18 protein-coding genes and 2 tRNA genes are annotated in these 21,612 nt (G+C 71.3%); 4 read left to right on the top strand and 16 right to left on the bottom strand.

The window, feature by feature from the left end:
• Nucleotides 1–7: 7 nt before the first annotated feature.
• The 5 genes from ACFYOH_RS07805 to leuS all read right to left on the bottom strand — a co-directional run bounded on the left by ACFYOH_RS07805 (nt 8) and on the right by leuS (nt 8,752).
• Nucleotides 8–2,752, bottom strand: coding sequence for a ComEC/Rec2 family competence protein (locus ACFYOH_RS07805; protein WP_388622243.1), 2,745 nt, complete (start codon nt 2,750–2,752; stop codon nt 8–10).
• Nucleotides 2,749–3,972 carry a helix-hairpin-helix domain-containing protein gene (locus ACFYOH_RS07810; protein ID WP_388622245.1) on the bottom strand — a complete coding sequence of 408 codons (1,224 nt, stop codon included), beginning with the start codon at nt 3,970–3,972 and terminating at the stop codon, nt 2,749–2,751. The genes ACFYOH_RS07805 and ACFYOH_RS07810 overlap by 4 nt, the downstream gene beginning before the upstream one ends.
• Before the next feature lie 103 nt (nt 3,973–4,075).
• The gene (locus ACFYOH_RS07815; RefSeq protein WP_388622247.1) at nt 4,076–4,921 is read right to left on the bottom strand and encodes a DegV family protein; all 846 of its coding nucleotides are present in this window, start codon (nt 4,919–4,921) and stop codon (nt 4,076–4,078) included.
• Nucleotides 4,922–4,993: 72 nt separating this feature from the next.
• On the bottom strand, nt 4,994–5,731 hold the full coding sequence (locus tag ACFYOH_RS07820; RefSeq protein ID WP_388622249.1) for a hypothetical protein: 738 nt from the start codon (nt 5,729–5,731) through the stop codon (nt 4,994–4,996).
• 141 nt (nt 5,732–5,872) lie between these two features.
• Entirely contained in the window at nt 5,873–8,752 is a 2,880-nt protein-coding gene (gene leuS, locus ACFYOH_RS07825; protein WP_388622251.1) for a leucine--tRNA ligase, read from the bottom strand.
• A 442-nt stretch (nt 8,753–9,194) separates the two neighbouring features.
• Here leuS and ACFYOH_RS07830 point away from each other — a divergent pair, with 442 nt between their 5' ends.
• Both ACFYOH_RS07830 and ACFYOH_RS07835 read left to right on the top strand, forming a co-directional pair.
• Nucleotides 9,195–10,469: a cytochrome b/b6 domain-containing protein gene (locus ACFYOH_RS07830; protein WP_388622253.1), complete on the top strand. Its 1,275-nt coding sequence runs from the start codon at nt 9,195–9,197 to the stop codon at nt 10,467–10,469.
• Entirely contained in the window at nt 10,470–12,080 is a 1,611-nt protein-coding gene (locus ACFYOH_RS07835) for an NADH-ubiquinone oxidoreductase-F iron-sulfur binding region domain-containing protein (protein ID WP_388622255.1), read from the top strand.
• 132 nt (nt 12,081–12,212) lie between these two features.
• Here the strand turns inward: ACFYOH_RS07835 and ACFYOH_RS07840 are convergent.
• From ACFYOH_RS07840 to ACFYOH_RS07855, 4 genes are all read right to left on the bottom strand, one after another.
• Nucleotides 12,213–12,285 (bottom strand) — tRNA-Ala (locus ACFYOH_RS07840).
• Nucleotides 12,286–12,784: 499 nt separating this feature from the next.
• The gene (locus ACFYOH_RS07845; protein ID WP_006136074.1) at nt 12,785–13,018 is read right to left on the bottom strand and encodes a hypothetical protein; all 234 of its coding nucleotides are present in this window, start codon (nt 13,016–13,018) and stop codon (nt 12,785–12,787) included.
• A 3-nt stretch (nt 13,019–13,021) separates the two neighbouring features.
• Entirely contained in the window at nt 13,022–13,195 is a 174-nt protein-coding gene (locus tag ACFYOH_RS07850; RefSeq protein WP_388622257.1) for a hypothetical protein, read from the bottom strand.
• Between the two features lie 69 nt (nt 13,196–13,264).
• Entirely contained in the window at nt 13,265–14,629 is a 1,365-nt protein-coding gene (locus tag ACFYOH_RS07855) for an MFS transporter (RefSeq protein WP_388622345.1), read from the bottom strand.
• A 575-nt stretch (nt 14,630–15,204) separates the two neighbouring features.
• Between ACFYOH_RS07855 and ACFYOH_RS07860 the strand changes: the two genes are divergently transcribed.
• A complete protein-coding gene (locus ACFYOH_RS07860) occupies nt 15,205–15,999 on the top strand; it encodes a helix-turn-helix transcriptional regulator (protein ID WP_388622347.1) in 795 nt (264 codons plus the stop codon).
• Between the two features lie 53 nt (nt 16,000–16,052).
• Here ACFYOH_RS07860 and ACFYOH_RS07865 read toward each other — a convergent pair.
• The 7 genes from ACFYOH_RS07865 to ACFYOH_RS07895 all read right to left on the bottom strand — a co-directional run bounded on the left by ACFYOH_RS07865 (nt 16,053) and on the right by ACFYOH_RS07895 (nt 20,379).
• Nucleotides 16,053–16,125: transfer RNA gene (locus ACFYOH_RS07865), tRNA-Ala, on the bottom strand.
• 116 nt (nt 16,126–16,241) lie between these two features.
• Nucleotides 16,242–16,910 (bottom strand): histidine phosphatase family protein, encoded by a 669-nt coding sequence (locus ACFYOH_RS07870; protein WP_388622259.1) that lies wholly within the window; start codon nt 16,908–16,910, stop codon nt 16,242–16,244.
• Complete coding sequence (rsfS, locus tag ACFYOH_RS07875) at nt 16,910–17,353, bottom strand: ribosome silencing factor (protein WP_388622261.1); 444 nt, start codon at nt 17,351–17,353, stop codon at nt 16,910–16,912. Before rsfS ends, ACFYOH_RS07870 begins: the two co-directional genes overlap by 1 nt.
• Nucleotides 17,354–17,456: 103 nt before the next feature.
• On the bottom strand, nt 17,457–19,172 hold the full coding sequence (locus ACFYOH_RS07880) for a LytR C-terminal domain-containing protein (protein ID WP_388622263.1): 1,716 nt from the start codon (nt 19,170–19,172) through the stop codon (nt 17,457–17,459).
• Nucleotides 19,173–19,188: 16 nt separating this feature from the next.
• A complete protein-coding gene (gene nadD / locus ACFYOH_RS07885) occupies nt 19,189–19,884 on the bottom strand; it encodes a nicotinate-nucleotide adenylyltransferase (RefSeq protein ID WP_388622265.1) in 696 nt (231 codons plus the stop codon).
• Between the two features lie 56 nt (nt 19,885–19,940).
• A complete protein-coding gene (locus ACFYOH_RS07890; protein WP_388622267.1) occupies nt 19,941–20,096 on the bottom strand; it encodes a hypothetical protein in 156 nt (51 codons plus the stop codon).
• Nucleotides 20,097–20,214: 118 nt separating this feature from the next.
• Entirely contained in the window at nt 20,215–20,379 is a 165-nt protein-coding gene (locus tag ACFYOH_RS07895) for a hypothetical protein (protein ID WP_388622269.1), read from the bottom strand.
• Nucleotides 20,380–20,481: 102 nt separating this feature from the next.
• On the opposite strand from ACFYOH_RS07895, the gene ACFYOH_RS07900 reads away from it, so the two are divergent.
• Entirely contained in the window at nt 20,482–21,570 is a 1,089-nt protein-coding gene (locus ACFYOH_RS07900) for a M48 family metallopeptidase (protein WP_388622271.1), read from the top strand.
• Nucleotides 21,571–21,612 lie beyond the last annotated feature (42 nt).

Here is a 21,612-nt window from a genome sequence, read left to right on the forward strand (position 1 = left end):
CCGGTCCTCAGTCTCTGGCCACCCTCAGCTCCCCACCCTTCCCTCCCGTCCCGCCGACCGCGAGCTCCCCGTCCCGGTCGGTGCGCAGCACCAGCGCCCCGCCCTCCCGCAGCGCTGCCACGGTCGCCGGTGCCGGATGGCCATAGGGGTTGTCGGCGCCGCATGAAATGAGCGCCACCCGGGGAGCCGCGAGCCGTATCAGCTCCGGGTCCTGATAGGCCGAGCCATGATGGGCCACCTTCAGGACGTCCACACCGGCCAGCTCGGCCGCCGCCGGTGACCGCACCAACGCCTGTTGGGCCGGCGGTTCGAGGTCGCCCAGCAACAGCAGCCGCAGACCGCCCGAGCGCACCAGCATCGCTACGCTGGCGTCGTTCGGACCGTCCGGCTCGGGCACCGGGCCCGGCCAGGCCGGGGTCCGGGTGTCCCCGGGCGGCCGGGTGCTCGGTGGCGGCCACAGGACCCGCCAGGACAGCGCTCCGGCACGCCGTTCCTCTCCCGCTACGGCCCGTGTGACCGGGATGTGCCGCGCCGCCGCCTCCCTTCTGACGAACTCCGCCTCGTCGGCGGGCTCCTCGAAACCAGTGGTCTCGACAGCGGCCACCGAACGGCCCCGCAGCACCCCGGGCAGTCCCGCCACATGGTCGGCATGGAAGTGGGTCAGTACGAGAAGCGGGATGCGCGTGATGCCCAGGTGCCGCAGACAGCGGTCGACCAGCGCCGGATCGGGGCCGGCGTCCACTACCACCCCGGCGCCCTCGCCCGCCGCCAGTACGGTCGCGTCGCCCTGACCTACATCGCACATCGCGAACCGCCAGCCCGGCGGCGGCCAGCCCGTGATCACCCGGGTCAGCGGCGCCGGCCGGACCACCGCCAGCAGGAGCAGCACCCCGAGCAGCCCGCACCACCACGGATGCCGCGTGAGCCGCCGCCCGGCCAGGACGACGCCGACAGTGACCGCCGCGAGCAGCAGCGCTCCCGCCCAGCTCCCCGGCCAGTCCACTCCCGCGCCGGGCAGCGCCGCCCCCGTCCGGGCCACATGGGCGATCCACTCGGCGGGCCAACGCGCGCACCAAGCGAGCGCCTTGGCCGGTGCCATCGCCACCGGCGCCGTCATGAGCGCCGTGAAGCCCAGCACGGTGGCGGGTGCCACCGCCACCTCGGCCAGCAGGTTGCACGGCACCGCCACCAGGCTGACCCGCGCCGACAGCACCGCCGTGACCGGAGCACACACCGCCTGTGCCGCCGCGGCCGCCGCCAGCGCCTCCGCGAGCCTCGGCGGCACCCGGCGCCGCCGCAGCGCCTCGCACCAGCCCGGTGCCAGGACGAGCAGCGCGCCGGTGGCCAGCACGGAGAGCAGGAAGCCATAGCCTCGGGCCAGCCACGGGTCGTAGAGCACCAACAGCAGAACCGCCGTGGCCAGTGCCGGGATCAGGGATCTGCGGCGCCCGGTGGCCAGGGCGAGCAGCGCGACCGCGCCACAGGCGGCGGCCCGCAGCACACTGGGGTCGGGCCGGCACACGACCACGAATCCCGATGTGAGCGCTCCGGCGAGCAGTGCGGTCGCCCGCAGCGAGAGCCCGAGGCGCGGAGCGAGGCCACGGCGTTCGACCAGCCGGGCCATTCCGGGCGGCCCGATGAGCAGCGCGAGCAGGACGGTGAGGTTGCTGCCGGACACGGCGAGCGTGTGCGCCAGGTCCGTCTCCTTGAACGCCTCGTCCAGCTCGGGCGTGATCCGTGAGGTGTCCCCGACGACCAGCCCTGGAAGGAGCGCCCGCGCGTCCCCCGGCAGCGTGTCGGTCGCCTCCCGCAGTCCGGCCCGGAGCCGTCCCGCGAGTCGTTGCGCCCCGCTGGGCCCCGCTACGATCCGTGGCCCCGGCCGGCCACGCACCCGCAGCACGGCCGCGGTCCGCTCCCCACCGGTCAGCGCGGGCGCCAGCCCCCCGCTCACCCGCACCCGCGTGGACGGCAACAACCCGAGCCAGGCCTCACGAGCACCCTGCCCGCGCCGCACACCCCGCGCACCCTGGGCGCCTTGTACGCGGGCAGCTGTCCCTTGCGGTGCCGGAACGTCCGCATCGATGACCAGCAGCACCGGAGTCCGCGTCAGTACGCTCGTCCCGTCGCTCCGTTCGACGCGCCGCACCTCCGCCTGGGCCAGTACCGCCTGGGGCGCGGCGTGGTCACCGCGCACCCTTGGTCGGCTCAGCCAGGGGTCGCCGGTCACCTCGACCTCGGCGGTCACGGTCGCGTACCGCCGGGCCAGCTCGGGCACCGGCCCGCGCCGCAGGTCGGCCCCGTGCAGTCCGGCCGAGGCCGCCGCCGCGGCGACGCACAGCAGCACGGCTGCGATCGGAGCACGGGCCCACGCGAATCCGCCGATCGGCCTCTCGGCCTGCCCTCTCCGCGTGACCCGCCCGTCCGCTACAGACTGTGCGGGCTGTGAGGACCTCCGCGCCGCCAGCAGAGCGATCCCGCCCACCAGGCAGGTGAGCGCGATCCCGGCCGTCCAGGCCGCCGGGGTGTCCAGCGTCAGGGCCGCCGTGCCCCAGGCCGCGAGCGCGGGCGGCACCAGACGCAGGTCCATGGGCCCCGCTCGGTCGCCGCGAGCAGCGGTCCCGTTCTCCGCGGTGTCGCGGACCACCGCGCCGTCGGACCCCGGGTCTCCTGACCGCTCGCCTCTGCGCCGGGCGTGCGCGAATGCGCCGGTCCTCACGCGGCCCTGCGACCCGTCGACGATCGCGCGGCTCATGGCCGCACCATGTGCCGCAGATCGCTGAAGCGACGGTCGCCGATGCCGTTGACCTCACGCAGTTCGTCCACCGAGCGAAAGCCGCCGTGCTGGGTGCGGTAGTCGATGATGTGCTGGGCGAGGACCGGGCCGACTCCCGGCAGCGCGTCGAGCTGGTCCGCCGTGGCCGTGTTGAGGGAGACGGGCGCCGCGGGGCCCGTGCCGGCCGGTCCGGGGGCGGCCCCGGCCGACGGGCTGGGTGGAGGCACCGCCCCGGCGGGCGCGCCGACGACGACCTGTTCGCCGTCGACGAGAAAGCGGGCCCGGTTGAGGCCCTCGGTGCTCACCCCCGGACGGACACCGCCGGCCGCCCGCAGCGCGTCGGCCACCCGGGAACCGGCCGGCAAGCGCTGGATCCCCGGGTGACGGACCTTGCCGCTGACATCCACGACGATCTGTCCGCCCGGCGTCGCCGAGGCGCTCGCACCCGCACCGGCCTTCGCGTCGTCTCCCTTCTTGGCGTAGGGCGTGTCCGCCTTGGCGTGAGGTACCTCCGCACGCACCACTTGAGGAGCGCTCACGGATTCGGTCCGCCCGGCCCAGAAGTGCTGTAAGGCGAACACTGCGGCGGCCACGAGCACCACGGTGAGCGCCACGACTCCCCGCCGCTCCACCCCGCACCGCGCCTGCAACCACACCGGCAGCCGCTCCCGCAACGCCGGCCCGAACCGCTCCCGCCAGCCGGGGCCGACGGGTCCTGGCAAGTCCAACGGGTGCACGTAAACAGCTGTTTCGGGGTCTCGGGGTGTGCTCAGTGCCGATGTGGTCGTCGGGGTGGGCGTCGGCCCGTCAGCCGGTGCGGCGTGCGGTGGCTCGGTGAAAACAGGCGCGACCGTGGTCGTCACCGCCTTCGCCGGGCTCAGCCCGGGCGCCCGGCCCGTGACCGATGCCGTAGCAGCCTCGGCCGCCACCCCGGTGGCCACCTCGGTTGCCCTCGCGGTTGCCGGATTCACGGCACCCGCCCCGTCCGGCGGTCCGTTCCCCGACTCCCGCCATCGCACGGCTCGTTCGCCGAAGAGGAGTTCCGCTCGGCGGCGCAGTTCCTCGGCCGGTGCCGGCGGGCGGTGGCGGGCACGGCCGCCATCGATTCCACGGCGGTGGCGGATGCGGCCGTCAGAGGTGGGGCCACGGCCGGGGCCGCTGGTCGGGGTGGCCGTGCGTGAACGCGATCGAAGTGCCATGCGACGAGGATGGGACATCCCGTCGATTCGCAATGATCTTGGTCAATTCCCGGGGATGACAGCCCAGTTGTGGATAACTCTGCCACCCGTACGAGTGACTGGGTCAGCGGGGCGAAACCACCACTCCGAGCAGCCCGGGGCCGGTGTGTGCGCCGATCACCGCCCCGACCTCGCTGACATGGAGGTCGGCCAGGCCCGGCAGCCGTTCCCGCAGCCGGTCGGCGAGTGCGGCGGCACGGTCGGGGGCGGCGAGGTGATGGACGGCGATGTCGACCTCGGCATCGCCCGCCCGCTCGGCGGCGATCTCCTCCAGACGCGCGATGGCCTTGGACGCCGTACGGACCTTCTCGAGCAGTTCGATGCGTCCGCCGTCCAGCTGGAGCAGGGGTTTGACGGCGAGTGCGGAACCGAGCAGGGCCTGGGCGGCTCCGATGCGGCCGCCACGGCGCAGATAGTCGAGGGTGTCGACGTAGAAGTAGGCGGACGTGCCCGCGGCCCGCTTCTCGGCGGCCGTGACGGCCTCGTCCACCGTGCCGCCGGCTCCGGCCGCCTCAGCCGCGGCGAGCGCGCAGAAGCCGAGCGCCATCGCCACCATCCCGGTGTCCACCACCCGTACCGGCACCGGCGCCCCGCGGGCGGCGAGGACCGCCGCGTCGTAGGTGCCGGACAACTCGGCGGACAGATGCAGGGAGACGATGCCGCTCGCGCCGGACTCGGCGACCCTGCGGTAGGTTTCCGCGAACACCTCGGGGCTCGGGCGCGAGGTGGTGACGGGGCGCCGCTTCTGCAGCGCCTGGGCCAGGGAGCGGGTGGAGATCTCGGTGCCCTCTTCGAGTGCCTGGTCGCCGAGAACCACGGTCAGGGGCACCGCGGTGATGCCGTGACGCTCCATCGTCCGCGGCGGCAGGTAGGCCGTTGAATCGGTGACGATCGCGACATGGCGGGACATGAGCTGGAGGTTACCTGCCGTAGTGCTCGCGTGGCAGCCCGGCCCCCATGGTGCGGGTCCAAAGCGGCCAGGTCAGGTGGTGCTCTCGGGGCGCGGCTTCTTCTGCCAAGGGTGGGTGAGGTGTGGCGACGGCGGGGTGATCGCCTGGCGCGCCTGCTCCTCGTCGGGGTGGGAGGGCCGCGAGCGAGCGTGCTGGGCCGCCGGGCCGTCGGGGGTGGACGCGGCGGATGTGCCGGGCCGCTGTCCCTGCGCCGGTGGGGAACCGGCCGGGGTCCAGTGACGCAGGGCGTCGGCCTCGATGTCAATCTGGTCGCTGAGCGCGCCCAGATCGTCCTCGAAGAAGCGGCGCGCCCGGTCGCGGACCGCCCAGCGCAGCGAGTCCGCGGACTTGGTGATGCGCTCGGTGCGGCTGCGCAGCTCGGGCAGCCGCGCGGCGAGTTCGGCCCGGCCCGGCTCCGACGCCAGCCGCCTGAGGTCGGTGTCCAGCTCTTGCCCGTGTGCGCTGAGCCGTTCGAAGAGGCCGAGGGACTCCTTCAGCGACTCGTCCTCGGCCGCGCCCGCGCGCAGGGCGTCCTGGGTGGCGCGCATCGAGGTGCGCAGCGCGAGCCTCAGCTGCGCGATCTCCGCGGCCGGGCCGACCTGGACGAAGGACTTGGCGCGCAGGGTGTGGTCCTCGACGGTGCGGCGGGCCTGCTCGATCGTCCGGTCCACCCCGCGCTTGGCGGCGCCGACCGCCTTGACCGTGGCGTACGCGCCCAGGCCGATGAAGAGCAGGAAGAGCAGGGCGAACACGGCGATCACTGCTTCCATGACGCTCCTCCTCCGGCTGGTGCGGCACACGCCGCTGCGCTTTCCACGGTAAACGCAGCGGGCAGGCCCGGAGTTCCAGAAAAACCCCGAACCTGCCCGTAGGGGACTACCCCGATGCCGGCCGTGGCCGGTGTCCGGTCATCACGCCGGAACGATGTTCACCAGCTTCGGCGCCCGGACGATCACCTTGCGGATACCCGCGCCGGCCAGCGCCGCCACGACCTTGTCATCGGCCAGCGCCACCTTCTCCAGCTCCTCCTCGGAGATGGCCGGCGGCACCTCCAGGCGGGCCTTGACCTTGCCCTTGATCTGCACGACGCAGGTCACGGTCTCGTCCACGACGTAGTCCGGGTCGGCGACCGGGAAGTCCTGGTGGACGACCGAGTCGGTGCGGCCCAGCTTGCGCCACAGCTCCTCGGCGATGTGCGGGGCCAGCGGGGCGACCATCAGCACCAGGGGCTCGGCCACCGAACGCGGCACCGCGGTGCCGGTCTTGGTCAGGTGGTTGTTCAGCTCGGTGACCTTGGCGATCGCGGTGTTGAAGCGCAGGCCATCCAGGTCCTGGCGGACGCCGTCGATCGCCTTGTGCAGGGCGCGGAGGGTCTCCTCGTCGGGCTCGGCGTCGGTGACGGTGACCTCACCGGTCGCCTCGTCGACGATGTTGCGCCACAGTCGCTGCAGCAGCCGGAACTGGCCGACCACCGCGCGCGTGTCCCACGGCCGGGAGACGTCCAGCGGGCCCATGGCCATCTCGTACAGGCGCAGGGTGTCGGCGCCGTACTCGGCGCAGATCTCGTCCGGGGTCACCGCGTTCTTCAGGGACTTGCCCATCTTGCCCAGCAGGCGGGTGACCTTCTCGCCCTGGTAGTAGTAGGCGCCGTCGCGCTCCTCCACCTCGGCGGCCGGCACCGCGATGCCACGGCTGTCGCGGTAGACGTAGGCCTGGATCATGCCCTGGTTGAACAGCTTGTGGAACGGCTCGGCCGACGACACGTGGCCCAGGTCGTACAGCACCTTGGACCAGAAGCGCGCGTACAGCAGGTGCAGCACCGCGTGCTCGGCGCCGCCGACGTACAGGTCGACACCGCCGTGCGGCCGGCCCTCGCGCGGGCCCATCCAGTACTGCTCGATCTCGGGGTCGACCAGCTGCCGCTCGTTGTGCGGGTCCAGGTAACGGAACTCGTACCAGCAGGAACCCGCCCAGTTGGGCATGGTGTTGGTCTCGCGGCGGTACTTCTTCGGCCCGTCGCCCAGGTCCAGGGTGACGTTGACCCACTCCTCGTTGCGCGACAGCGGGGTCTCGGGCTGGGTGTCGGCGTCGTCCGGGTCGAAGGTGCGCGGGCTGTAGTCCTCGACCTCGGGCAGCTCCAGCGGCAGCATCGACTCGGGCAGCGAGTGGGCGACGCCGTCCTCGTCGTAGACGATCGGGAAGGGCTCGCCCCAGTAGCGCTGGCGGCTGAACAGCCAGTCGCGCAGACGGAAGTTGACGGTGCCCTCGCCGATGCCCTTGTCCTGCAGCCATTCGGTGATGCGGGCCTTGGCCTCGACGACGCCCAGGCCGTCCAGGGAGACCTCGTCGCTCGCGGAGTTGACCAGCGTCGCGTCGTACGACACGAAGGCGTCGTCCCAGGTCGCGGTGTCGGTGCCGCGCCCGTCGGTCGGTTCGACCACGCAGCGGATCGGCAGCTCGAAGGCGCGCGCGAAGGCGAAGTCACGGGTGTCGTGCGCCGGGACGGCCATGATCGCGCCGGTACCGTAGCCCATCAGGACGTAGTCGGCGATGAAGACGGGGACCTGCTCGCCATTGACCGGGTTGGTCGCGAACGCGCCGGTGAAGACGCCGGTCTTGTCCTTGGCCTCGGCCTGGCGCTCGACGTCGGACTTCGAGGCGGCCTGCGCGCGGTAGGCGGCGACGGCCTCGGCCGGGGTGGCGTGTCCGCCGGTCCACACCTCGTGCGTGCCCTCGGGCCAGGCCTCGGGGGTGAACTTCTCGACCAGCGGGTGCTCGGGCGCCAGCACCATGTAGGTCGCGCCGAACAGGGTGTCCTGGCGGGTGGTGAAGATCGTGATGTGCTCGCCGTCGATCGGGAAGTCGACGCGGGCGCCCTCGCTGCGGCCGATCCAGTTGCGCTGCTGCAGCTTGATGGCCTCGGGCCAGTCCAGCTCCTCCAGGTCCTCCAGCAGCCGGTCGGCGTAGGCGGTGATGCGCATGTTCCACTGGCGCAGCTTGGCCTTGAAGACCGGGTAGTTGCCGCGCTCGGAGCGGCCGTCGGCGGTGACCTCCTCGTTGGCCAGTACGGTGCCCAGGCCCGGGCACCAGTTGACGGGCGCGTCGGAGGCGTAGGCCAGGCGGTACTCGCCCAGGATGTCGGCGCGCTCGCGGGCGTTCAGCTCGCTCCACGCGCGCGTGGTGCCCGGAATCGGGCGCTCACCGGACTCGAACCGGGCGATCAGCTCGGAGATCGGGCGGGCCTTCTTCGCCTCGTCGTCGTACCACGAGTTGAAGATCTGCAGGAAGATCCACTGGGTCCACTTGTAGTAGTCCGGGTCGATCGTGGCGAAGGACCGGCGCTTGTCGTGGCCCAGGCCCAGCCGGCGCAGCTGGGTCTTCATGTTCTCGATGTTGGCCTCGGTGGACACGCGCGGGTGCGTGCCGGTCTGCACGGCGTACTGCTCGGCGGGCAGGCCGAAGGCGTCGAAGCCCAGGGTGTGCAGGACGTTGTGGCCGGTCATGCGCTGGAACCGGGCGAAGACGTCGGTGGCGATGTAGCCCAGCGGGTGGCCGACGTGCAGGCCCGCACCCGAGGGGTACGGGAACATGTCCATGATGAACTTCTTGGGCTTGGCGACCAGCTCGGGGTCGCCCGCCAGGTCGCCCTCGGGGTTCGGCGCCGCGTACGTGCCGTCGGCGTCCCAGAAGTCCTGCCAGCGTGCCTCGATCTCGGCCGCCATGGCGGCCGTGTAGCGGTGCGGCGCGGCCTCCGCCGACGTGGCGGCGGCAGCGGGGTTCGTCTCGCTCATGATCCTCAAAGCTCCATCGATCGTCTCTGCCTGCGGAAATGAAAAAACCCCTCGCACAGGAGGGGACGCCGCGCCGATGCCGACCTCACGGTTCGACCCGGGGTCGGTACTGATCAGCGCGGCCCGCTAAGCAGAAGGCGTACGGCACGCATGGCGCTAGGGTACCGCAGGCCTTCAGCGCGCGGGGACGGCCTTCGACGAGCCGCGACACGCTTGAGCAAGCGGCGGCACTCTTCCGTATCCCTTGTGGACATGCCAGAACCCTCGAGGAGGCTCAACCAAGGTCGACAATTACCCTGCGCACCGTCCGCCAAGGGACAACAGCCCAGTCGCATGGTCCGCTGATAACAACGCAATAACTCAAACCCCGTACTGATCGGTATGGCGCCACTTAGAGTTCGGCAGCGGGACCGCTTTCCCGAAACTGCTCGGAGTTGCCCCCATGAACCCTCGTCGTAGTACCAGCTCCCTCCCCAAGCCTGGCCGCTCGGCCTCCGGGGTGGCATCGGCTGTCGTCCTGCTGCTCATACCCGTGGTCGTGCTGGCCGGAGGCAACCAGTTCCGCGACTTCCTCAACTTCGGCGCGGGCGTGTTGTCCCTGGTCTCGCTCAGCTGCTCGGTGATCTGGGGCCTGTTCGCGCAGGACCGGATCTTCCTGAACATCCGGCAGCGGATCGTCGGCCAGGCGGTGCACCGCACGCTCGGGGTCGCCTCGATCGCGTTCCTCCTGCTGCACATCACCACGAAGGTCGCGCTCGGCCACACGAAGGCGATCGCCGCGATCATTCCTTTCGCGCTCGGTGTCACCGGAATCGGCGGCCTGATCGGCCTGGGTTCGCTGGCGGGCCTGCTGATGATCTTCGTGGGCGTCACCGGCGCCCTGCGCAGCAATTTCGCCACCCCGGCCCCGGTCGCCGCCCGCTGGCGCGCCATGCACATGCTCGCCTACCCGGCCTGGTGCGCCGCGCTGATCCACGGCCTGTACGCGGGTCGCGCGGCCAAGCCGTTCTTCGTGATCTCCTACGGCCTGTCGCTGCTGGGCGTGATGGCCGCCCTCGCCCTGCGCGCCGCCCCGCGCCCGGTCAAGCGCCGGGTCGCCGACCGGCTGGTGGCGCTGTTCGGCAGCTCGGAGCGGCCCGGACTCGAGGAGCTGGACGCGAGCCGTTCCCGGGCGGCCGAGCCGGCTCCGGCGGGCTTCGAGAGCCGGCGCGAGCCGAGGGGAGCCGCCGCTCCGTCGGCGCCGCTGTACCAGTCCCCCGCCGCCCCCGCCGCGGAACCCGCGTCGGGCTTCGCGGCCGCCTACCGCGCGGTCTCCACACCGGGCCGCTCCCGGCAGTCGTACCCGGCCGGTCAGACCTCCCGTATGGACCTGCCGCTGGACATGCAGGCCACGGAGGCCATGCCGCGCGTGGACGGCCTGTCCAGCACCTCGGGCAGCTGGCCGATCCCGTCCCCGCCGCCGGTCGGCGAGGCCCCGCCGTCCGCGTACGACCCGTTCCAGGACACCGGGCAGACCATTCCGGTCTACGGCAATTCGGGCACCGTCGGTTACGGCGGAAGTGACATGTACGACACCGGTGAGACAAACGGCCTCTACGGCACGTACAACGCCAGTGACACATACAACAGCGGTCCCGCTACCGAAACGCTGCCCGGCGCGTCCTACGACACTCCGGGTTCGGGCGAATCTTGGAACACGCCGTCCGGAGGCTTTTAAGTGAACGAGGCCCTGCCCGACGTACCCGAAGTCCGCGTGGTCGGTCTTCCGCAGCTCACGTCGGGCTTCGACCTTGTGGAACGGCTCGATCTGCCCATGCACCTGAAGGTGCACGGACCGCTCGACCCGCTCGGCGGCGAGCAGCTCGCTCAGCTCGCCGAACGCATCAACCTCAGGGGCCGTGGCGGCGCGGGCTTCCCCTTCCACAAGAAGCTGCGCTCGGTCGCCGAGTCGGCGATCAAGCGCGGGGTGCGGCCGGTCGTCGTGGTCAACGGCAGCGAGGACGAGCCTGCCTGCCGCAAGGACACGGTGCTGATCAACCGCGCCCCGCACCTGATCCTGGACGGCGCGCTGTTGTGCGCCGAGGCGCTCGGCGCGCGGACGCTGGTGATCGGTGTCACCCGCGAGTCGACGCAGCGCTCCATGGAGGCCGCGCTCGCCGAACGCGGGCTGAGCAACAGCCGTAGATCGGCGCTACGCGCGTGGGTGCAGCGCAACCCGGTGCGGATGGTCACCGGCGCCGCCGCCTCGCTGATCCGCTCGGTCGACGGCGGCCCGGCGATCCCGCCCGGCCGCAAGATCAGCGCCTCGCAGAGCGGCGTCGGCGGCGCGCCCACGCTGCTGTCCAACGCGGAGACGTTCGCGCAGCTGGCCATCGCCGCCCGCATCGGCCCCGAGCGCTACGGCAACACCGGCCTGTACGACGAGCCGGGCACCGTCATGCTCACCGTGTCCGGCGCGGTCGCCCGCCCGATGGTGATCGAGGTGCCCACGGGCGTGCCGCTGCGCTACGTGCTGCAGCTGGCGGGTGCCCCGCCGGTGCCGCAGGGCGTGCTGACCGGCGGCTATCACGGCAAGTGGATCGACGCGGCGACCGTCAACGAGGCGATCGTCTCGCGCAACTCGCTGGACGCGGTGGGCGGTTCGCTGGGCGCGGGCGCGATTCTGCCGATCAGCCAGGAGACCTGCCCGCTGGGCGAGTCGCTGCGGGTGGCGCAGTGGCTGGCCGAGGAAAGCGCGGGCCAGTGCGGGCCCTGCTACCTCGGGCTGCCGGCCGCCGCGCGCGGCATGGAGGACATCCTGAGCGGCGGCGGTCCGGCCGCGCTGGAGGCGCTGAAGCAGGTCGCGAAGAACGTCAAGCGCCGCGGCGCGTGTTCGCATCCGGACGGCTCGGCGATGTTCCTGGAGTCGACCATCAAGGCGTTCACCGACGACCTGGCCGCGCATGTCCTCGGAAACGGCTGTGGACGGCCCGTGGAGGGCGTTCTGCCACTCTTCGAGGGCGGCAGGGCCCCTACGGGCATCCCGGGCGGCGGAGAGCCCGAGGAAACCGGCGCCAGCCGCCAGAAGATCTACGTCGACTGGACGCTGTGCCGGGGCCACGGACTGTGCGCCGACATCCTCCCGGAGGTCTTCGAACTCGGCGCCGACGGTTTCCCGACCGTCGCCCAGGCCCAGGTGCCGCGGTACGCGGAGGCGAAGGCCCTGCGTGCGGTGCGCCGCTGCCCGGCGCTCGCCCTGCGCATCGAGGAGGACACCCGCGGGCAGGCACCGTCCCGCAACCTTCCGGTCGTCTCCCAGGGCCGCGGCCGGCGCGCTCTCGGCCGCTGAGCACACGAAGGGGCGGTCACCCGGTCCGGGTGACCGCCCCTTGGCTCGACCGCCGTCGTTCGGCTGCGGCTCGCGGCGACGCAACACGCCGAAGGCGGACCATCCGTCGGGATGATCCGCCTTCGACTTCTGTGGAGCTAAGGAGAATTGAACTCCTGACCTCTTGCATGCCATGCAAGCGCTCTACCAACTGAGCTATAGCCCCTTGTTTTGTTCTTTCGCCCGGTTCCCCCGGCGACGACGTAAACATTACAGGCCCGGGGGCGCAGCGCAAAATCGGTTTCGGCTTCACATCGATACGTCGCCAATGTCCGCTTTTGTGGCCCGGATCGAACTGACGCCCGCGCTGTTCCCGGTGTTCCTGATCGTGACGGGTGTGATGACCCACCTGCGAGGCGGGGGCGCGACGCCATGGCTGCGGCACGCGCGCGGGGCGGCCGTCGCGTTCGAGGATGCCCTTTGGGCTGCCTCGGCGGCTGTCATGGCCGCTGTGGGCCTCGCGGCCGCCGTGGCTGGGTGGGTCCGCTCGTACCGTTGCTGCGGGCCCACGGACCCCCGGTGGGGGCCGCACGGAACCGGGCGGCCCGAACCGCACCAGGAAGCCGGGGAATTGACGCATCCGGCGCTCTACGCGGCAGCCGGTGCGCCATTCCTCGTGCTGACCCGGACCTCGGCGCCGGAACACGACGGCGGCACGCCGGGGATCAGGCGGTCACGAAGGAGTAGAACCGCTTGAGTGTGCAGTGCTCTTCGAGAAGGCGCCCGTAGATCGGCTCGCCCTCCAATTCCCGGTACGTCTCGATCGGGTCGCCTTTTATGATCAGCGCCCGCGCGCATTCCTCGCACCAGTACTGGTAGTCGGGATTGATCGGCTCCATGTCACGGACGATCGGCGTACCGCTCCCACACCAGTCGCACTTTCGCCTGTGTGCACCCATCGATCAGCTCCAGATGTGGCCGCAGGCCGTGCACACGTAGGAGATTCCGCCGTTGTCGCCGAGCACTTGAGCGACATGCGCGGAACCACAGGAAGGGCAGCTCAGCCGGGTGGTCGTGTCCCGTATCAACGCCGCACCGAGGAGGTGGCCGACCTCCTCAAGGATGCTCGCAGGCATCGCTACTCCCTCCCGTCGGGCCGTGCCCCCTTCCGGCCGTTTGATTCTGCCACGGCCGGAGCAATACGGTCAGCGACGCCTCAGTACCAGTCCGGACGCGGCGCCCACCACGGCCGCTGAGGCCAGCGCCCAGGCACACACCGAGAACGCCTCCGCAGAGGTATACGAGCGCAGAACCCCCGGTGACTCAACCCGGTTCAGGAACAGTGTGCCGAAAGACGCCACGCCGATCAGCTGACCGAGCTGGGTGACCGTCGCCAGCAGGCCACTGGCGTCCGCCGCGTCCTCGGGCCGCACAGTGGCGAGCGCGCGGGTGAGGGTCGGGCTGAAGGCGAGCGCGAGCCCGGCGCCCACGCCCACGTACCCGGCGTGCAGCACCGCTCCCCCGCCGCCGCCCCCGTGGAAGGCCAGCCCCACGACGGCCACGGAGACCGCGGTCAGCGCGAACCCGGCCGGGGTCAGCACCCGCTGCAGCCCGGCGGGCCACCTCCGCCACGTCAGGCTGACGGCGCCGAAGACGCCGGCGGTCGGGGCGAAGCTCAGGCCGGCCCGCAGCGCGCTGTAGCCGAGGCCGCCCTGGACATGCAGGGTCAGCGCGAAGAGGAAGCCCGCGTTGACCGACATCACGACGAGGATGCGGAAGACGGCCAGGCCGATGCCGGGGTGGCGCAGCACCCGGGGCGCGATCAGCGGGGCGCCGCCGCGCCGGGCCAGCCAGGTCTCGAACCCGCAGAACAGCGCGAACAGCACCACCGCACCGGCCAGTGACAGCCAGGACCACAGCGGCCAGTCCTCCTCCTGCCCGAGCACCAGCGGCACCGTCAGCAGCGACACGGCCGCGCCCAGCAGCACCAGTCCGGGCAGGTCGAGCGCACGTGACCGCTCCCTGCCTTCCGCGCCGCCCAGTGGCAGGACCCGGCGGCCGATGACGAGCAGCACGACGCCGACCGGCACGTTGACGAGGAACACCGGCCGCCAGCCGGTCCCGAACAGATCGGCGCTGACCAGCACACCGCCCGCTGTCTGCCCGGCCGCCGCACCGACGGCGAGGACCGCCGAATAGGCGCCGAGTGCCCGGGCCCGGGCCGCGCCGGTGAAGGTTCGCTGGATCAGGCTGAGCACCTGCGGGATGGCCAGCGCCGCACCGGCGCCCTGCACCATCCGCAGGACGATCAGCTCGGTCGCCCCCTGCGCCAGCCCGCAGGCGAGTGAGGCCGTGGTGAACAGGGCGACCCCGGCGAGGTGGACCCGGGCATGGCCGAGCCGGTCGCCCAGCCGGGCGCCGGTGATCAGCAACACGGAGTAGGAGATGGCGTAGCCGGCGATGACCAGCTGCAGGTCGGCGCCCGAGGCATGGAGTCCGGAACCGATGGTGGGAGCGGCGACATTCACGATGAAGACGTCGAGGGCCGCCATGAACAGGGCGGCGAGCAGGACGGCGAGCAGCAGCCGCGGCCGGTTGTCAGTGCGGGGTGCTTCACTGTCCGTGACGGGTGATGCGGGGCCGCCGGCGGCGACTTCGGCGGTCGAGGGGTGACTGTCAGTGGCAGGTGCTTCACTGGTCGCAGGGTTCGCAGCGGGGCCGTTGCCCGGCCCGCTTCGGGATGTCGTCGTCATGGCGCCGAGCCTGACGGCGCTCCGGTACGGGTGCCGAGAGCCCGGCGATGCTGGTACTGCCAACACCTGGCAGGGCCGGGTCGGGGCGCCGACGATGAGGACGGGGACGACGGGGGACGCAGGGGGATGAGGGGACGACGTGGGATGCAGGGGATGGCGAGGATGACGGGGACGACGGGGGTCGCACGATGACGGCGAGCACGACGAACACGACGCCGACGACACAGACAGCGCAAACAAGGAAGACGACACAGGCGACGCAGACGACAAGGACAGCGAACCGGGCGGGGACGGCGAAGACGGTCCGGCCGGCGAGCGCTCAGCGCCGCAGGCCGGAGCTGGCCGCCTTCCTGCGCAGCAGGCGGGCGCGGGTAACACCGGCCGACGTGGGGATGCCACCGGGCCTGCGGCGGCGCACACCCGGTCTGCGCCGAGAGGAGGTCGCCCAGCTCTCCGGCGTGGGTGTGACCTGGTACACATGGCTGGAGCAGGGTCGGCCGATCAACGCCTCGCCGCAGGTGCTGGACGCGGTCGCCCGCACGCTGCGGCTGGACGCGCCGGAGCGGGAGCATCTGTACCGGCTGGCGGAGGTGCCGTTCGAGGCAGAGCCGGGTGCCCTGCCCCGCCGGGTCGCCCCTGAGGTGCAGGGCATCATCGACACCCTCGATCCCCTGCTGGCGGTGGTGTACAACTCGCGTTACGACATCCTGGCCGCCAATTCGGCCTACCGTGACCTGTTCGCGGCTCGGAAGGCCCGCAGGATCGGCGTACCGAACGCGCTGTGGACGCTGTTCACCGCGACGGCCGAGGACTGCCCGGTGGTGGACCGGGAGCGCGAGCTGCCGGTGATGGTGGCGACGCTGCGTTCGGCGTACGGCAGACACGTGGGTGAGTCGGCCTGGGAGGAGTACATACGCGCGCTGTCGGCGGCGAGCCCCTGGTTCGCGCGACTGTGGGCGGGTGGTGAGGTGATACCGCCGGGCCCTCGGGTCAAGACGTTCCGTCACGCGGCGGTGGGCGACATGCGGATGACCTCGCAGTCGCTGTCCATCGACGGGATGGCCGAGTGCCGGATGGTCGTCTACACCCCGGAGGACGAGGAGTCACGAGAGAAGATCACGTTGCTGCGGGAGCGAAGGGAGCGGCTGTGGCCGCCGGCATACACAACAGAAAATCCCGCCCTCTGAGAGGACGGGACCTTCATCACCGATCTTTGACAACTCAACAGAGCGTCGATCAGTGGAGCTAAGGAGAATTGAACTCCTGACCTCCTGCATGCCATGCAGGCGCTCTACCAACTGAGCTATAGCCCCTGGCGCCACGCGGCGGAGCCGCATGGTGTCTCGCCCCGCTCGGCGGGGCGAACAAGAAGAACTTTAGCCTGTGACCTGCCAGAAAGTGAAATCCGGGGTCGCGAGCCCCCTGAGGCTCAGTCGTCGTCGCCGAGGACCGGCTCCGGGAGGGTGCCGGCGTTGTGCTCCAGCAGGCGCCAGCCGCGGGCGCCCTGACCGAGCACGGACCAGCAGCAGTTGGAGAGGCCGCCGAGGCTCTCCCAGTGCCTGGCTTCCAGGCCGAGCAGCCGGCCGATGGTGGTGCGGATGGTGCCACCGTGGCTGACGACGACGAGAGTGCCGTCCTCCGGCAGCTTCTCGAGGTGCCGCAGTACGACGGGAGCCGCACGGTCGGCGACCTCGGTCTCCAGTTCGCCGCCGCCGCGGCGGACCGCCTCGCCGCGCTTCCAGGCGGCGTACTCCTCGCCGTAGCGGGCGATGATCTCCTCGTGCGTCAGCCCCTGCCAGACGCCCGCGTAGGTCTCGCGCAGGCCTTCCTCGCGGGTGACGTCGAGGCCGGTCAGGGCGGCGAGCTCGGCAGCGGTGTTCGCCGCCCGCTGCAGGTCCGAGGAGACGATCGCGTCCGGTCCCAGGGAGGCGAGCAGCCGGGCGGCACGGCGGGCCTGGCCGATGCCGGTCTCGGTCAGCGCGACGTCCGTGCTGCCCTGGAAGCGGCGCTCGACGTTCCAGGCGGTCTGGCCGTGCCGCCACAGGATGATGCGGCGGCCGCCATTCTTGCGGTCGGTGACCTCGCCGGTGGCGCTCATCACCAGTCCCCGCCCGGCTGCTGCTCTGCCTCGGCGGCCTGCAGCTTCGCGTGCTCCTCCGCCTTGCCGCGGGTGGCCTTGGCGTCGGCGGGCAGCTCCAGCTCGGGGCAGTCCTTCCACAGCCGCTCCAGGGCGTAGAAGACGCGCTCCTCGCTGTGCTGGACATGCACGACGATGTCGACGTAGTCGAGCAGGATCCAGCGGGACTCGCGGTCGCCCTCGCGGCGGACCGGCTTGGCGCCGAGTTCCTTCAGCAGGCGCTCCTCGATCTCGTCGACGATGGCCCTGACCTGGCGGTCGTTCGGCGCGGAGGCCAGCAGGAAGGCGTCCGTGATCGACAGTACGTCGCTGACGTCGTAGGCGATGACGTCGTGGGCGAGCTTGTCGGCCGCCGCCTGGGCGGCGGTGTTGATGAGCTCAAGAGAACGGTCGGTGGCGGTCACTACGAAGCTTTCGGTCGGCGGTCACTGGACCTCAAGGGTCTCACGGACCGCCGGGCGCACCCCACGTGATTACGGTGGCACGTGGGGTGCGTGGGACCACCCGTCAGGAGCGGGTGGGCTTGTAGTCCTGGCCGAGGACGACCGAGACGTCGGCGCCGGAGGAGACGGAGCCCTTGGCCACGGAGCCGGCGGGCAGGCCGAGGGTCTTGGCGACCTCGGTGGCGTCCGACTTGTGGGAGGCGTCCGAGTAGACCACCTTCGAGGTGGCCTGCGCACCGGGGGCGGTGCCGCCCTCAAGGAAGGTGAAGCCGCCGTTGAGCAGCACCACACGGGCCTTCTCCGCGTCGTCCTTCACACCGGTGGCGTTCTGCACGGAGACCCGGACCGCGGAGCCGGCGTCGGGGCTCTTGGCGGTGCCGCCGAGGATGTCCTTCACCACGCTGTCGCTGGTCCTCGCGCTCAGGGTGCCGTCGGCCTGGACCGGCAGCAGGGCGGTCTTGTAGGCGCCGCTCTTGGCGAGGTCGGCGAGCTTGGCGAGGAAGGTGCCGAGGTCCTTGTCGGTGAGCGGCGGGTCGAGGATCTGCGCGAGGGTCTGCACGGTGGTCGTGGCCGACGACGGGTCGGAGGACATCTTGCGCAGCACGCCCTGCATGACCTGGCCGAACCGCTCCAGCTGGGCGTTCTGGGACTCTCCGGCGGCGCGGTAGGTGGCGTAGGCGACGGCCATCTTGCCGCTGAGGGTCTGGTCGCTGCCCTTGTGGACGAGGGGTTCCGCGCCCTTCTTCTTGGTGTCCGGGTCGGGCACGTCGGTGTTGGTGTCGATGTCGATGTTGCCGACCAGGTCGACGAGGTTCTGCAGGTAGGGCGTGTCCAGGCGCCAGGTGCCCTGGATGTCGGTGCCGAGGACCGTGGCCAGCTGGTCGCGGGTGCCGGAGGCGCCGTCGTCGTCCACCGACTTGGCGAGAGTGGTGGTGGAGCCGTCGTCGGCGCTCAGGGCGAGGGAGTTGGGCAGCAGCACGGTGCTGCCCTGCTTGGTGGTCGTGTTGTCGACCAGCAGCGCCGTGGAGGTGCCGCCCTTGCCGGTGTTGTGCAGGTGGACGACGATCACGTCGCGTTTCTGGGCGGCGACCGGCGTCGCCGCGCCGGGCTTGGAGCCGGAGGAGGACAGACCGGGCAGCTTTCCGGCGTACCAGAGGTAGCCGACGCCGCCGACCGCGACGAGGGCGAGGACGACAAGGAGGGCGATGATCCGGCTGCGGGCGCGGCGGCGGGCCTCCTCGCGGCGCTCGGTGCGGTTCTCGGTGAACTTCAGCCAGTCGATGACGTCCTCGGAGTTGCCGTCCGGCTCCTCGACGAATGCGAACTGCTCGGTGTGGTAATCCCGTTCGCCCGCGTCCTGCGGCCCCTGGGACGGCGCCGGGGCTTGCGGGCGCTGCGCCGGGCCGGCCTGCTGCGGGATGTGGGCGGTCTGCTCGGTGACCCGGGGCTGCTGTCCGCTGTTCGCGGACTGCCCGTAGGGGTCGTGGCCGACGAGGTGCTGGGTGCCGGTGCCATAGGGGTCGTACGGGGCCTGGGAGCCGTAGGGGTCGTACCCGGGTGCGGGCGCGCCGCGCTCGTAGGAGGTCACCGGTGGCTGCTGGCCGGTGGCGTAGGGGTCGTAGCCGTAGCCCTGCTGCTGGGCGTACGGGTCGTAGGTCGCCTGCGGTGCCTGCTGTGCCGGGACCTGCCGGTACATGGGCCGGCCGTACTCGTCATAGCCGACGATTTCGTACGGGCCGGCGCCATGGCCAACGTCACCCGCGTCGTATCGGTCGTTCACCGGTGCCCCTCTCGGCTCACTCGCCGCGGTACAGCTCGCGCTTGTCGATGTAGCGCACGACTCCGTCCGGCACCATGTACCAGATGGGTTCTCCCTTGGCGACTCTCGCACGGCAGTCCGTGGAGGAGATGGCCAGCGCCGGCACCTCGACGAGCGAGACGCCGCCTTCCGGCAGGCCGGGATCGGTCAGATGGTGGCCGGGCCGGGTGACGCCGATGAAGTGCGCGAGGGAGAACAGCTCCTCGCTGTCTCGCCAGGTCAGCAGCTGCGCGAGGGCGTCGGCGCCGGTGATGAAGAAGAGGTCCGTGTCGGGGTTGAGGGCGCGCAGGTCGCGCAGGGTGTCCACGGTGTAGGTGGGGCCGCCGCGGTCGATGTCGATGCGGCTGACGGAGAACTGCGGGTTCTCGGCGGTGGCGATGACCGTCATGAGATAGCGGTCCTCGGCCGGCGATACCCTGCGGTGGGACTTCTGCCACGGCTCGCCGGTGGGCACGAACACCACCTCGTCCAGCTGGAACTGCGCGGCGACCTCGCTGGCCGCCACCAGGTGCCCGTGGTGGATCGGGTCGAAGGTCCCGCCCATGACGCCCAGGCGCCGCTTGCCCGTGTGGGCGGGGCCGTGGCCCGGCCGGTGCTGCCGGTACTGCGGGTGCTTGACCGTGTCGTCGGCGGTCTCGTCCACCGGACCGGTAGGCATGTCCTGCTCTCCCATGCGTGCAGACCCTACCGGCCCGGCCTTGGGCGTCCGGCCGGGGACGGGGTCCCCGCTCAGCGGTCGCGGTTGAAGCGGGTGGTGATCCACAGCAGGAGCAGCAGGATGGCGAGGGCGCTGCCTCCGGTGACCGCGGGGTTGAGGCTGTTGTGGTGGCCGCCCCCGGCTTCGGCGAGAGTGACCAAGTGGGCTGCGGTGCTGGGAAGGCTCATCTTCGGCAGGACCTAACGCGTGTGGGCGGGATAAAGATGTCGGCTCATCGTATGCGGGCCTCCTGGCGGCGATCACGCCGACTCCGCCGTTGGGCCCGCGGGGAACTTTCGCGAGCTGTCAGTCGTCTTTCCGCTTGTAGCCGCTCAGCAGGAACCAGGCGGTCAGTGCACAGCCCAGGACCATCACGATCAGGACGATACGGAGCAGATTGCCCGACCCGTGCTGTTGGACGGCGCTTGCGGCGGCATCGGTCAGCCAGGCGGCTGTGGAGTGGTGCTCCATGAGTGGACTCCTTCGGCTGTACTGCCCGTCCACGGTATCTCCGCCTAGGCTGGGCTCCGCTTCGGGGGCACAGTGGGCACTCACACGCACATGGGGGAAGACATGTCCGACGACGGCCAGCAGGAGACCGGGCACGAGCGTGTGCCGAGCAGGCAGCGCAGGCGCTTCCCGGGGATCTCCTCGCGTGCCTACGAGCATCCGGCCGACCGCTCGGCCCTTGTCGCGCTGCGCAAGCTGAGCGGATTCGACACCGTTTTCAAGGCGCTCAGCGGGCTGCTGCCCGAGCGGAGCCTGAGACTGCTGTTCCTGTCCGACTCGGTGCGCGTCTCCGAGCGGCAGTTCCAGCATCTGCACGACATGCTGCTGGACGCCTGTTACATCCTGGACCTGGAGAAGGTCCCGCCGATGTACGTCAACCAGGACCCGCAGCCGAACGCGATGTGCATCGGCCTGGACGAGCCGATCATCGTGGTCACCACGGGGCTCGTGGAACTCCTCGACGAGGAGGAGATGCGGGCGGTCGTCGGGCACGAGGTGGGACACGCGCTGTCCGGTCACTCGGTGTACCGCACGATCCTGCTGTTCCTGACCAGCCTCGCGCTGAAGGTCGCCTGGATCCCGTTGGGCAACTTCGCGATCATGGCTATCATCACGGCGCTCAGGGAGTGGTTCCGCAAGTCGGAGCTGTCCGCGGACCGGGCGGGTCTGCTGGTGGGGCAGGACGTCCGGGCCTCGATGCGCGGCCTGATGAAGATCGCGGGCGGCAACCATCTGCACGAGATGAACGTGGACGCGTTCCTGGAGCAGGCCGAGGAGTACGACTCCGGGGGCGATCTGCGCGACTCCGTGCTGAAGATCCTGAACGTGCTGCCCCGCTCGCACCCCTTCGCCACGATCCGAGCGGCCGAGCTGAAGAAGTGGGCCGAGTCCCGGGACTTCCAGCGGATCATGGACGGCCACTACCCGCGGCGTGACGAGGACAAGGACACCTCGGTCAGCGACTCCTTCCGCGAGTCGGCGGCCAGCTACGCGAGCGACGTGAAGACCTCCAAGGACCCGCTGATGAAGCTGGTCACGGACCTCGCGGACGGCGCGGGCGACCTGAGCGGCCGGGTGCGCCGCGGCTTCGACGGCTTCCGCAGCCCGCCCCCGGCCAAGGGAGGCCCCGCGGACGCCCCTCAGGAGGGGTGACACCAGCCCGCCACACGGACACCGGCTCCCCTCGCCCGCCGC

It is taken from the genome of Streptomyces sp. NPDC007856 (assembly GCF_042868225.1).
Classification (GTDB): Bacteria; Actinomycetota; Actinomycetes; order Streptomycetales; family Streptomycetaceae; genus Streptomyces.